The sequence below is a fragment of the Streptomyces sp. NPDC058284 genome, from assembly GCF_042881135.1.
Taxonomy (GTDB): Bacteria; Actinomycetota; Actinomycetes; order Streptomycetales; family Streptomycetaceae; genus Streptomyces.
The window spans coordinates 71,277-83,449 of sequence record NZ_JBHVYE010000015.1; the positions used below are offsets into that span (position 1 = coordinate 71,277).

The following is a 12,173-nucleotide window of genomic DNA, read 5'->3' on the forward strand; positions in this document are numbered from 1 at the left end:
CGGTATCAGCGGTATCAGCGGTGCGTGCAGGGGGGTCGGGTCAAGCCAGGTGGCCCGTCTCGTTCCACGACTCGATGGCGGGCTCTCCGTAGGCCCAGCCGAGAGTCGAGAGGGATGTCGGGTTGAGGCGGACGCGGGCCGCGAACTCGATGCCGAGGCCCAGCCAGCGGGCGCCGATGACCCGCAGGATGTGGCCGTGCGCGAAGACCAGCACATCGCGGTCGGCGCTCCTGGCCCAGTCGACGACCTCATCCGCGCGCGCGGCGACCTGCTCCAGCGTCTCGCCGTCGGGAACGCCGTCGCGCCAGATGAACCAGCCGGGGCGGACCGCCTGGATGTCCGCGGGGGTCATGCCGTCGTACGCGCCGTAGTCGAACTCCATGAGCGCGTCCCAGGCGGTGGCGCGGTCACCGAAGCCGGCGATCTCGCACGTCTCCCGCGCGCGGGAGAGCGGGCTCGTGCGCACCTCGACGTCCGGGAGGCCGTCGTAGGGCGCGCGGTGCAGCCGCTCGCCCAGGAGTTCGGCACCGCGGCGCCCCTCCTTCAGGAGGGGGATGTCGGTCCTGCCGGTGTGCTTCCCGGACAGTGACCATTCCGTCTGTCCGTGCCGGGCCAGCAGGATGCGGGGTGCCATGGGGATCTCTCCAAGTCGTACGCGCGCCCGTCCGCCGCACAGGCCGACGGGACTTTTGATGCTTTTTACAGACAGTCGGCGCCTGTTCCCTCCATCATCACCCACCCGGAACGCGGCAGGATTCGACCGACCGCCCTCCTTGGCAACCCCTGTGCCGATCTCTGCGTCTTAGTCGGCCGGGGGACGCCTCGACGGCCTGTGCGTACGCCGTAAAGTGAGGCCGCGGCATACGCCGCATGAACAGAGATGATGGGGGACCGACCGGATGCCGAAGACCGACGTGCCGGCCACGACGGGCACAACCGGGCACCGGCTTCGCTGGTGGACCGAGCTGCCACTGCTCGTGCTGGTGTACGCCGCGTACTCGGCCGGACGGCTGGTCGTCCGTGGCGACGTCGCCAGCGCGGTCGACCACGGGGTGGGAATCCTCCGGGTCGAGCAGTTCCTGCGGCTCAACGCGGAGAGCCCGCTGAACCGTCTCTTCACGGCCAACGCCTGGATCGGCGTCCCCGCGGACTTCTGGTACGCGTCGCTGCACTACCTGGTCACGCCGGCCGTCCTGATCTGGCTGTTCCGCAGCCACGCGGTCCGCTACCGCGCGGCACGCGCGTGGCTGATGATCTCCACCATGATCGGCCTGATCGGCTTCACGCTCCTGCCGACCTGCCCGCCCCGGCTGCTGAGCGGGGGCCACGGATTCGTCGACACCATGGCGCAGTACAGCGACTTCGGCTGGTGGGGCGGCGAGGCGAGCGCGCCCCGCGGCCTCGGCGGGATGACGAACCAGTACGCGGCCATGCCGAGCCTGCACGTCGGGTGGGCGCTGTGGTGCGGTGTGATGCTGTGGCGCTGCGGGCGCTCGCCGCTGACCAAGGTGGCCGCGGTCGCCTACCCGCTCATCACGACGATCGTGGTGATGGGCACCGCCAACCACTACTTCTTCGACGCGCTCGCGGGCGTCGCCGTGATGGGTGTCGGACTCCTGCTCGTACGCCCCGTGCGGCAGCTCACGGACCCGGTGACGAACCGGCTCAGGGCGCGTTTCCTGTCCTCCTCCGCGACCTCGTCCACCACAGAGCCCTCAATTGTCAGTGCCGGGTGCCAGACTTCGGCAGGTGAGCGAATTCCCCGACAGCGCAAGCAGAGTGCCGCCGCCGGCGCCGAGCCGAGTGCCCGCCCGGCCGAGGCAGGCCGACCGGCCGAAGCGGCGGACGGCGCTCCGGCACCGGCTCACTGAGCTGCGCGGCGCGGATCTCCCCGCGCGACCGCTGGACGCCCGGGCCCTGGCCGCGCTCGCGGCCAACCCGGGGTGCAGACGGCGCGCGCTGCTCGACGGCGCGGGCGTGGACAAGACGGCGCTCGCGCAGTCGCTCGGCTCGCCCTCCGGCTTCGGCCAGTCGCAGTTCGCGTTCATCCGGGGCAATGCCTTCGAGGCGCGGGTCAAGGCCGACGGCGGCGCGGAGCTGCTGCGGCTGACCCACGGCCGGCTGGGCGGCGGACCCGAGCCCGTGCCCGGCGAATCCTCCGTGCCCGATCTGTCCGCCGCGGGCCCCGAGGGCCGCGCCGCGCGCACCGCGCTCGCGCTGCGGGAGGCCACCGGGTCCGGCGGCTGGACGCTTCTCGACCACCCCATGCTGGCCCTGGACGTCGCCGGGACGCCCGCCTTCCTCGAACCGGACGCGGTGGTCGTCCACCCGGACGGCACCTGGACGGTCGTCGAGATCAAGTCCTTCCCGATGATCGACGGCTCGGCGGACGCCGCGAAGGTCGGCGCGGCCGCGCGCCAGGCCGCGGTGTACGCACTGGCGCTGGAGCGGGTGGCCGGGCGCATGGACCCGGCGCCCCACGTCCGGCACCACGTCCTCCTCGTCTGCCCCAAGGACTTCTCCAACCTGCCGGCCGCGTCCGCGATCGACGTACGCAAGCAGCTGTCGGTCACCCGTCGCCAGCTGGAGCGGCTGACCCGGGTCGAGGACATCGCGGCGGAGCTCCCCGAAGGCACCACGTTCGACGTGCGGCGCCCGGCCGACGAGCTGGCCGCGGCGGTCGAGTCGGTCCCCGCGACGTACGCGCCCGAGTGCCTGGCCGCCTGCGAGCTGGCCTTCCACTGCCGGGACCGGGCCCGCGCGCGGGGCGACGTGACAGCCCTGGGGCGCTCGATCCGCGGTGAGCTCGGCGGCCTGAGCACCATCGGCGAGGTTCTCGCGGCGGCCGCGGGGACGGCGGGGGATCCGGCGGACCCGGCGGTCGCGGCGTTGCGCCGGGCGGCGGGGCTGCGCCGTGCCGCGGTGTCCGGCGGGGGCGCCTTGGGGGGTGGCTCTTGCTGAGGCCGGCTCTTGTGGGCGTCTTTCCGGGTGGGGCTTCCGTTGTGGGGCGGCTGCCTGCCCCGCTCTGCGGCGGGTTCTCCCCACCCATCCACCCGTTCTCCGCAAGGGGCTGCCCATGTCGCTGATCGACACTCTCGCCCGCCTTGAGGCGGTCAGTACCGGGCGGGCCCAGCCGCGGGCCACTGTCCGGCACCGGCACATCTCGCAGCGGCCCCTCGTCCTCGTGCCGCTCACCACCGCGGGCGAGACGGGTGCGCCGCTCGGCGCGCTCGTCGGGACCGAGCGGACCTCGCCCCGTCTCCTGACCGTCCCGCAGCCCCGCGACCGCGACCTGCGCTTCGCGTTCCTCGCGCAGCTCGCCGAGGTCGTCCTGCCGTACGTCGACAGTTTCGCGCAGGACGTCGAGGCCGCCGAGCGGAACGAGACCGACCCGGAGACCGGCAAACGCGTCAAGGTCGAGGTCGAGCTCTGCGCGGACGCCCCGCAGCTGATCGTCCCGAGCCGGGCCGGCATCGAGTTCGTACGGCTCCTCGGCCGCTCCATGCGCTTTCGCCGCACCGCCGAGCAGGACCCCGAGGCGCCCTACCCTGCGCCGCCCCGCGTCCCCCTCCTCGGCCGCTGGCTGACGCATTTCGGGGAGCGCGCCCGCGTCCCCGGTTCGTCGCTGCTCGTCGCCATGACCGAGCTGCTCTCCCGGCACTGGGCGACCGGCCAGTCCAGCCTGGAGGACCAGCATCTGGGCGCCCTGCTCGCCTGGATCGAGGCCCCGGAGGGCACCTCGGGCGCCGAGGCCGCGCTCCGTGCCGAACTGGCCCGCGACCGGAACGGCCAGCTGCTGTGCCCACCCGCGGGACCGGCCACCGACCCGGCGTTCGACAACGACCTGCTCGCCCCGGCCATGGAGCGCTACGACCGCGCGCGCACCGCCCTGGCCGCCGCGGAGGACGGCGTCGAGGCCGACCGGCGGCTGGCCGCGCTGACCGCCGCCGAGCGGGAGATCCACGCCCTCATCGAGAGCAGGACGCGTCCCACCTGGGACGCGGTATGGCGCGGTCTCGACGCCCTGTGCACGCTCCCCGAGGCCCCGCGCGCCGCCGAGCGGTGGACCCGCGACCGCTGGTCGTTCACCGGGCACCGCGACCGCGTGACGGCGGGCGAGCCGCCGCAGCCGCGCGTCGACGACGCGGTCACCGCGGCCAACAAGCTGGCGACCCGCGAGCGCGAACAGGCGCGCCTGGACGCCCAGGAAGCCCTCGACGATCCCCTGGTGATGGCGGGCCGCCGCCTCGCGGGCGAGGCCTTCGCCGGTGAGGTGACGGAGGTCGTCATGGCGTACAGCGAGGCCAAGAGCCCGCGCCCGCGTCCCCTCGTCACCGTCCGCACGGACGACCGGCCGCACCTCGGCGAGCGCACGAAGGTGTACCGCTCGCTCCAGGGCAAGCCGCAGACCGCGGAGTTCGTGGCGTACGAAGGGGAGGGTGCCGTCGTGCTGCGCCTCACCGACAAGATGGGTCGCGGCAAGGAGCCCGATCAGGGGTCCGTGCCCGAGAAGGGCGACCGGATCTGCTGGACCCTCTTCGAGCACGAGCAGCGCGGCGGCCCCAAACTGCCTGATCCGGAGGCCACCCCCTGGACGCACGGCGGACCGCCCGCCGACACCACGGACCCGGCCCGCGCGCAGAGCCCCGACCCCGTCACCGCGGAGGACATCCTGTGATGCAGCTCGCCCCGCCCGCGGGCGGCGCCTGTGACCCCGGCGCCGACGCCGCGCGCGCCACGGAGGCGATCCTCCACGACACGCTGCACGGCACGCACCGCGGCGTCGTGGTGGACTCCCCGCCCGGCGCGGGAAAGTCGACACTCGTGGTCCGCGCGGCCCGTGAACTGGCTGCGGCCGGGCGCCCATTGATGATCATCGCGCAGACGAACGCGCAGGTCGACGACCTGGTCCTGCGCCTCGCCGAGAAGGACCCCGAGCTTCCGGTCGGCCGTCTGCACAGCAGCGACCCCGACCCGTACGACAAGGCGCTCGACGACCTGGCGAACGTACGCAAGTCGACGAAGGCGGGGGATCTCACGGGTCTGGACGTCGTCATCTCGACGGCCGCGAAGTGGGCGCACGTCAAGGCCGACCAGCTGGACGCGCCGTGGGGCCACGCCATCGTCGACGAGGCGTACCAGATGCGTTCGGACGCGCTGCTCGCCGTGGCGGGCCTCTTCGAGCGGGCGCTGTTCGTGGGCGATCCGGGGCAGCTGGATCCGTTCTCGATCGTCGGCGCGGAGCAGTGGGCGGGTCTGTCGTACGACCCCTCGGCCTCGGCCGTGACCACACTCCTCGCCCACAATCCCGAACTGCCGCAGCACCGCCTCCCGGTCTCCTGGCGGCTGCCCGCCTCGGCCGCGCCCCTCGTCTCCGACGCGTTCTACCCGTACACGCCCTTCCGCAGCGGCACGGGCCACGGGGACCGTTCGCTGGTCTTCGCGGTGCCGTCGGACGGTTCGGGTCCGGACCGGGTGATCGACGAGGCGGCGGAGTCGGGCTGGGGGCTCCTCGAACTGCCCGCGCGTAACACGCCGCGCACGGATCCCGAGGCGGTCCACGCGCTGGCCCAGGTCGTCCGCCGCCTCCTCGACCGCGGGGGCGCCGCCACGTCGGAGCGCGGCCCCGACCCCGCGCCTCTCACCGCCGACCGCATCGCGGTCGGCACCGCCCACCGCGACCAGGCGGCGGCGGTCCGCGCGGCCCTCGCCGATCTTGGCGTCCTGGACGTCACGGTGGACACGGCCAACCGCCTCCAGGGCCGCGAGTACGACGTGACGGTCGTCCTGCACCCGCTCTCGGGCCGCCCCGACGCGACCGCCTTCCACCTGGAGACGGGCCGCCTCTGCGTACTGGCGTCGCGCCACCGGCACGCCTGCATCGTGGTCTGCCGCGCGGGCGTCAGCGCCCTGCTTGACGACCACCCGTCGACGGAACCGGTCCAGCTGGGCGTCACGGTGAAGTTCCCGGACGGCTGGGAAGCGAACCATGCGGTGCTGGCACGGTTGTCGGAGCATCGGGTGGGCTGGCGTTCCTGAGACACGGTGCGGCCTGCGCCGTACACGGTCCGGCGTTCGGACCGCTGTTGGTCATGCGTTGGTCATGAGACCGCCCACGGACGAGGCAGCTTCCTTCCCTTCCTCGTGACGACCGTATGTGGGCTACCGTCCCGAGTTTCCTGTTCTCTCAACTGGGCCACCTTGACCCGGCTGTCACAGCGTCGCGAGGATCGAACAGGACACTGACCTACGCAGGGGGTTAGCCAGTGAAGCTCAACCAGCTTGCAAGCGAATGTGACGAGGGGCCGTGCCCGACCGTGTGGGCGGTAGAGGGCACCGAGAACGTCTTAGTGCAGGGCTTCAAGGTGGACGACGAGGAAGCGCTCACCACCATGCAGCTACCGAACAACGAAACCGCCGTGCGTATCCCCATGTCTCTGCTTTTGAGGGTGGCCCGTGAACATCTCGCCTGAAGACTTCGGGAACCTCTTCAAGGAATTTCAGCGGGAAGCGTTCCGGCTTGAGACCCTGGACGACTACAGCAAGTCGGGCGGGGTCAACGCTTACCACGCATTCTTGGCCGGTAAGCCGCAGCCGGAAGAGTACAAGTCAGCCGGTTGGGTCACGACCGTACGGGACGCCACACAAGCCGGTAAGCGCATGTACCGCGTGCACATCCTGGCTCGCCCCTTGAGCGATTACCTGCGGTTCGAACTCGGATGGGGTTACGTCCGAAACCAGGAAGCCGGGGAAGAGTTCTTCATCCTCGACACCACCGAACAGCCGAACCCTCTAGAAGGTGTGCCGGACTTCTGGGCCTTCGATGAACGCTCGGTCGTGACTATGCAGTACGGCGACGGCGGAGAATTTCTAAGCGCAGAACTGGCCCCCGAGGAGCAGGCGCAGGAATGGATAGAGTACCGAGACGCAGCCCTGAGTAACGCTATCCCGTTCCGCGACTGGTGGGAGCAGCACAAGCCAGCGTGAACAACATCAATATCGGTCGGGCGCTACGGGAACTGCGAGAAGCCAGCGGAAAGCAGGCTAAGGCGGTCGCCCGTAGCGCTGTCATGTCTCCAAGCAAGCTCAGCAAGATTGAGAACGAAGCGCTTGCGCCGAGTCTGATAGACGTGGAGCGCATCCTCACGGCCTTGGAGGTCTCGGAGGAGGTCAAGGCCCGACTTACCGAAGCTGCCCGTAAGGCGGCGACGGAGGCGACGGCGTGGCGCATCCTGCGGCGTACCGGGCTCCACAAGCACCAGGACGAGATCCGGGCGATAGAGGCTCAGACGACCCTCATGCGGCTCTTTCAGCCGTCATGCATTCCTGGCCTACTCCAGACCCCCGAATACGCCCGCGCCATCCTTAGCAGGCACGGCTACACGCAAGGCGCCCTAGAGAAGATGATGGGTGCACGTCTGCTCCGGCAAGAGGTCCTGCACGACACCGGCCGAACCTTTCGGTTCGTGATCACTGAGTCCGTACTCAGGTGGAGAATCGTTCGCCCCTCGATGCTGGCAGCGCAGCTAGACAAGCTCATCACTATGTCGAGAATACCGAATGTGGGTATCGGGGTACTTCCCCTGTCGGCACCTATGACTGACTTACCTGGCTCCTCGTTCGTTCTTTTCGATACAAACCTAGCCATTGTCGAAATCCCTCACGCCGAGATCACCACTACCGAAGCCAGAGACGTCGAGCTGTACGTGAGTAAGTTCGTTGGTTTCGAGAGCACGGCTCTCGTGGGTGAGGAAATGCGGGCCTTCGTTGCAGGGCTCCGAGATGACTTCTTGAGACAACGGGAAAGAGGCTAGAGGTCCCTCGCTGGCAGTCCGAGGATGTACTCATGCCGTCCGAACCGAAGCACCAGAGACAGAGGGCCCCGCAGGGTTGGCGGATGGACCCGATCCCGAGCCGTCCGGCATACCGGGATGCTGATGGGAAAATTCGCGTTCCTGTGTGGCTGACGAAGAACGGTCGGCATATGGCAGACACGGAAATGATTCTGCTCCCGTCCGAGGCGTCCTTACTGGCCGACAACCTGACCAATGCGATGCGCGACAACTCCAGGTCGATGCTGCACGAGCTCTTTCGGGAGTCGGCGACGGCCCTTGCCCCTGGCGTTGTGTACGTGTCGAAGTCGGATCAGTACCAGCTCTGAGTCTGTCTCGTCTTTGACCTCATAGGAAGGCATACCCATGCCCGGAACCGACCTGTACAGCCTGCCTATCGAAGGCGCCACTTTCCACAAGGCGTGCGGGGGCAACACACACCCCGACGGCGAGGCCTGCGCCACGCTGGCGAAGATCGGCCCCCACGCGTGGGCGTTGGGCGACAGCAAACGGCCCGGTGCGGAGCCGTTGCGCTTCACCACCGAGGAACTGCACGCGGCCGGTATCGACCCGGCCCGCTTCGGCCTGTCCGCCTGACGGCCATCCCTGGCGCCCCCTGGCCCTGACTCACCCCCGAGAGACAGGGCCGGTCGGGCGCCCCTCTTCTTCCTGCACTGAACGGGACGACAGTTGCACCACCACGGCTACCTGTGGACCGGCTCCAAGCAACGGTTCGATGACGAGGCACTGCGACGGCCTCCGCACCCTGACCCACCACCGGCCGACAAGCCGGAGCTGATCCAGCGGTACAAGGAAGTGAAGGCGGAGTTCCCCATCGTGGGCCTTCCGCCGCTCGAAACGGCGTACTGGCTCATCAAGCCCAGGAAGCGGGTACGCGGCACGTGGGAGGAACCGAAGGAAGCCGCGCAATGGCTCGGGGAACAGCTCACCGAGTACGCGCCCCGGTTCGATTCTGAAGCCGACCGCGACAGTACGCGGCTGGCGATACTGGTCCACTCCGCCGCTGAACGGCTCGGTTGGGGTGGTGACGTGTCGCACGGCTGCTACCTCGAACGACCCTCGTTCCTGTCCCTGGCCCTGGTGTGCTGCTCGCCGAATCGGGCCGTGCCGGAACTTCCCTGCCCGACGCGATAGCCCCGCCCCGGACGGAGTCCGGCACGCCACCGGTGGCGGCCATGGAGTCGGGCTGCGGGCTGTTCGTGGTTGCTCGCGGAGTTCCCCGCGCCCCTGGAACGCCCTCCGGGGCGCCCCTGAGAGCGCGACCGCGTACTTGCGCGGCAGGGGACAATGGGAGACGGCCGGACGCCGCAGGAACGGCGCGCCCCCGTACGAGGAGGATCAACCATGGCGGAGCCCGAGCGGCCCCGGACCGAACAGCGCATGCGACCCGCGCCCCTGCTCTTCGAACCGGCGGAAGCCACCGGTGATCCCGAGCACTTCTTCGACCTGGAGTCGATGGACGACCCGCGCGAACTCCTCGATCGTGCGACCGAGCTGGCCCACGCGTTCCGCGCCGCGGCGGACCGGTCCGTCGAGTTCCAGGCGATCGCGGCCGCGCAGCTCGCCGACCCCCGCCGTTTCGACCGGCTGACGCTCGCGCTGATCGCGGAGCGCGCCGAGTGGACCGAGGACTACGCGAAGAAGATGGTCGAGTTCGGGCGGGACCTGCTGCGGGGCGGCGCCGAGAAGCGGTAGCCGAGGGGGCGCGGGCGGGGCGCCGGTGGCCCGGAGGGCCGAGGCGGCCGGGGGCCGAGGGCCGGGCGGCCGGATCGTGAGGGAACTGCTGGCATATGCCAGAGGGGCAAGGTACTCCTCTCCGCACCCCGCTGTCCCGATTTCCCGCAACTCTCGGAGATGAACCCCTCACTACCGGTACATGTACCTGGCATGAGCAGTACTCCCCTCCACACCCATGACGCCTGTGACGTCACCGCCCAAGGGGCCGCCTGGCTCGCGTCCGCGGAGACGTACCCGCGCAGCGCCCTCGCCCTCTGGCGGAGCGAGCCCACCGCCCCCGCCGTACTCCCCTGCGGCTCGGCCTTCGACGTGGTGAGCGTCCCCGCGGTCTTCGGGCGGCGGATGCTCGACCGGTTATGGGGCGAGGGGCCGGGTTCGGGGCCGGTCGCCGCCCATCGCGGGCGCGTCCTGCTCTTCACCGCCCCCGGCACCGCCCAGCGCCTGCCCGCCCTCCTGGAGTGGGAGGAGTGGGGCGCCGCCGTCCCGTCCGTGCTCTGTCACGGCACCGGGGACGCGGTCACCGTGCCGCCCCTCACGGCCGTCACCGGCGCCCCGGGCGCCACACCCGGCGGCCGGCTCGGTTCGCGGTGGCTTGTGGCCCCCGACACCCGCCACCCGTGGCTCCCGGGGCCCGAGGTGATCCTCTGGGCCTGTGTACGGGCGGCCAGGTCGGCGGCCGGGTCGGCGGCCTCCTCCGCGGTCCGCATATCGATTTTTCCTCGCGGCGATCAGAGTGCTAAGGTCTACGACGTCAGCAGGCGCCGCTAGCTCAGTTGGTTAGAGCAGCTGACTCTTAATCAGCGGGTCCGGGGTTCGAGTCCCTGGCGGCGCACAGATGGTGAGAAGCCCCTCGCGGAAGCGGGGGGCTTCTCGCGTATGCCCGGCCGATGCCGACGGGGCCGGCTCATAGCCCGACGCTCGGACCGGCTATCAGCCCGACACCTGGACCGGCTATCAGCCCGTCGTCACCTTCACCGTCCAGGCCCCGGAAGCCGTCCGCCCCGCCACCTCGACGCGTACGTCGTCGCCGGGCACCGTGAAGCTCTCCCCCGCCCGCACCGGGGCGTCCGCCAGCTGCGGATAGACCGAGTCGCCCCAGCAGGACTCCGAGTCCGGGTGGGCGTCGACCACCTCGACGGGGCCGCCGCCCGACGCCGCCCCGCTCCGCACCCGGTAGAGGAGGATCCCCTCCGTGCACGTCGCCCGGTCGTTGGCCACGGCGCCGCGCGCCTCCAGGGCGAGTGCTGTGCCCCGGCCCGTACGGACGACGGCGAGCCGGGTGCCGCCGAGGGCGCCGGGCACCGGCGGCGCCGCCAGCGGGTCCAGGGTCAGCCGCCGGGTCCCCGCGCCCAGGCACCGCACCTGCCGCCGCTCCAGCCAGCCGAGCTTCCACTTGTGCCAGCCGAAGAGGTCGGGGGCGAGGCCGAACTGGCTGCCCATGACGTCCCAGTCGCCGACGTAGGTGTCCCAGTCACCCTTGCCGTCGGTCGGCCGGTGGTACAGGTCGGGCAGGTCGAAGACGTGGCCCGTCTCGTGGGCCAGGACGTTGCGGTCCGGCGGGTGGCGCTCGAAGACGGTCACGATGCGCCGGATGTCCGTGCCGTCGGCCCGCATCGGCCGATCGAGGTTCACCACCTTCGTGGCGTCCGAGTCGACGCCGGGCGCGTCCGGGTCGGCCACGAAGTAGATGACGTCGTACCGGGAGAAATCGACCTGCGGGTCGGCGGCCGTCACCGCGTCGCGCAGATAGGCGGCGCGGCGCTTGGCGTTCCAGTCGCGCTGTATGGCGTACGACAGGGAGCCCTGCGGCATCTCGACCCACTCGCGCTGCGGATGCGGGGCCAGTCTGAACTTGCCGTACGAGGCGCGTTCGAAGAACTGGCCGGTGGCCGGGAAGTAGTCGGCGGCGAGCTCCCCGGGGGTGGTCAGCGGCGGGGAGTCCGGGAAGGAGAGGAACACCATGACGGCGTTCAGGGTCCTGACCGGGCGCGGGTAGGCGGTGTTCCAGGTGTCGAGGCCCTCCGAGTGGTGCGCGGAGGTGCGGCTCAGGGCGCACGGTCCCGCGGTGGCGTCGGCGTTCGCGGGACCGGCGACCAGGGAGGTGGCGGCCAGCGCGGTCAGGGAGGTGAGCAGGGCGGCGGCGCTGCGAAGACGGGAATTCTCCCCTCCACGGGTGAGTCCCCTAGGGGGGAGCTGACGCGGCACGTCGACCTCCGGGTGCGGAATGCGGGACACCCCACCCACCTTGTGATGATTTATTACTGTTTGCCCTGTTGGTCTGGCCCTTCCGAGTGAGGGAGAGGCAGGATGGCGACACCCCGAGCGCTCACGGAACGTCACAAGCGATCGGGTCGCAACGGAACCAGTTCAGGGCTGAGCAGAAACGATCTGCCGAGGGTGCCGGGCGCCGTCCGCCCCGGCGGTACGGCTGGAACGGGCCTCCGGCCAGCCTCTATGATCGGCACACTTTCCTGCGCGGGCCCGGCCTCCCCCCACCGCCCGCCTCAGCCGGCCGCCCGACGAGACCTGTTCGAGAACCAACTGCACTGCGGGAGCGAGCGGTGAACGGAACGTCCGAAGGGC

14 protein-coding genes and 1 tRNA gene are annotated in these 12,173 nt (G+C 70.6%); 13 read left to right on the top strand and 2 right to left on the bottom strand.

Annotated features, from left to right (window positions below; all coding sequences use genetic code 11):
- Nucleotides 1-40: 40 nt before the first annotated feature.
- Nucleotides 41-634, bottom strand: a complete 594-nt coding sequence (locus ACFVYR_RS21430) for a histidine phosphatase family protein (protein WP_384253941.1) — start codon at nt 632-634, stop codon at nt 41-43.
- 265 nt (nt 635-899) lie between these two features.
- On the opposite strand from ACFVYR_RS21430, the gene ACFVYR_RS21435 reads away from it, so the two are divergent.
- The 13 genes from ACFVYR_RS21435 (at nt 900) to ACFVYR_RS21495 (ending at nt 10,422) form a co-directional block, all read left to right on the top strand.
- Nucleotides 900-1,871 carry a phosphatase PAP2 family protein gene (locus ACFVYR_RS21435; protein ID WP_384253939.1) on the top strand — a complete coding sequence of 324 codons (972 nt, stop codon included), beginning with the start codon at nt 900-902 and terminating at the stop codon, nt 1,869-1,871.
- Nucleotides 1,804-2,961 carry a hypothetical protein gene (locus ACFVYR_RS21440; protein ID WP_384254093.1) on the top strand — a complete coding sequence of 386 codons (1,158 nt, stop codon included), beginning with the start codon at nt 1,804-1,806 and terminating at the stop codon, nt 2,959-2,961. The genes ACFVYR_RS21435 and ACFVYR_RS21440 overlap by 68 nt, the downstream gene beginning before the upstream one ends.
- 115 nt (nt 2,962-3,076) lie before the next feature.
- Nucleotides 3,077-4,678, top strand: a complete 1,602-nt coding sequence (locus ACFVYR_RS21445; RefSeq protein ID WP_384253937.1) for a hypothetical protein — start codon at nt 3,077-3,079, stop codon at nt 4,676-4,678.
- Nucleotides 4,678-6,039, top strand: a complete 1,362-nt coding sequence (locus tag ACFVYR_RS21450) for an AAA domain-containing protein (protein WP_384253934.1) — start codon at nt 4,678-4,680, stop codon at nt 6,037-6,039. The genes ACFVYR_RS21445 and ACFVYR_RS21450 overlap by 1 nt, the downstream gene beginning before the upstream one ends.
- Before the next feature lie 227 nt (nt 6,040-6,266).
- Nucleotides 6,267-6,473 carry a hypothetical protein gene (locus ACFVYR_RS21455; RefSeq protein WP_384253932.1) on the top strand — a complete coding sequence of 69 codons (207 nt, stop codon included), beginning with the start codon at nt 6,267-6,269 and terminating at the stop codon, nt 6,471-6,473.
- Entirely contained in the window at nt 6,457-6,987 is a 531-nt protein-coding gene (locus ACFVYR_RS21460) for a DUF6879 family protein (protein ID WP_384253930.1), read from the top strand. Before ACFVYR_RS21455 ends, ACFVYR_RS21460 begins: the two co-directional genes overlap by 17 nt.
- A complete protein-coding gene (locus tag ACFVYR_RS21465; RefSeq protein ID WP_384253928.1) occupies nt 6,984-7,814 on the top strand; it encodes a helix-turn-helix domain-containing protein in 831 nt (276 codons plus the stop codon). Before ACFVYR_RS21460 ends, ACFVYR_RS21465 begins: the two co-directional genes overlap by 4 nt.
- 83 nt (nt 7,815-7,897) lie before the next feature.
- Complete coding sequence (locus ACFVYR_RS21470; protein ID WP_384253926.1) at nt 7,898-8,161, top strand: hypothetical protein; 264 nt, start codon at nt 7,898-7,900, stop codon at nt 8,159-8,161.
- Nucleotides 8,162-8,198: 37 nt separating this feature from the next.
- Nucleotides 8,199-8,429 (top strand): DUF397 domain-containing protein, encoded by a 231-nt coding sequence (locus tag ACFVYR_RS21475; RefSeq protein WP_384253924.1) that lies wholly within the window; start codon nt 8,199-8,201, stop codon nt 8,427-8,429.
- 93 nt (nt 8,430-8,522) lie between these two features.
- Nucleotides 8,523-8,987 (top strand): L,D-transpeptidase, encoded by a 465-nt coding sequence (locus ACFVYR_RS21480; RefSeq protein ID WP_384253921.1) that lies wholly within the window; start codon nt 8,523-8,525, stop codon nt 8,985-8,987.
- 210 nt (nt 8,988-9,197) lie between these two features.
- Entirely contained in the window at nt 9,198-9,548 is a 351-nt protein-coding gene (locus tag ACFVYR_RS21485) for a hypothetical protein (RefSeq protein ID WP_384253918.1), read from the top strand.
- Nucleotides 9,549-9,740: 192 nt separating this feature from the next.
- A complete protein-coding gene (locus tag ACFVYR_RS21490; protein WP_384253915.1) occupies nt 9,741-10,358 on the top strand; it encodes a bifunctional DNA primase/polymerase in 618 nt (205 codons plus the stop codon).
- Nucleotides 10,349-10,422 (top strand) — tRNA-Lys (locus ACFVYR_RS21495). The genes ACFVYR_RS21490 and ACFVYR_RS21495 overlap by 10 nt, the downstream gene beginning before the upstream one ends.
- Before the next feature lie 122 nt (nt 10,423-10,544).
- Here the strand turns inward: ACFVYR_RS21495 and ACFVYR_RS21500 are convergent.
- A complete protein-coding gene (locus ACFVYR_RS21500) occupies nt 10,545-11,825 on the bottom strand; it encodes a M6 family metalloprotease domain-containing protein (protein ID WP_384253912.1) in 1,281 nt (426 codons plus the stop codon).
- Nucleotides 11,826-12,173: the final 348 nt, after the last annotated feature.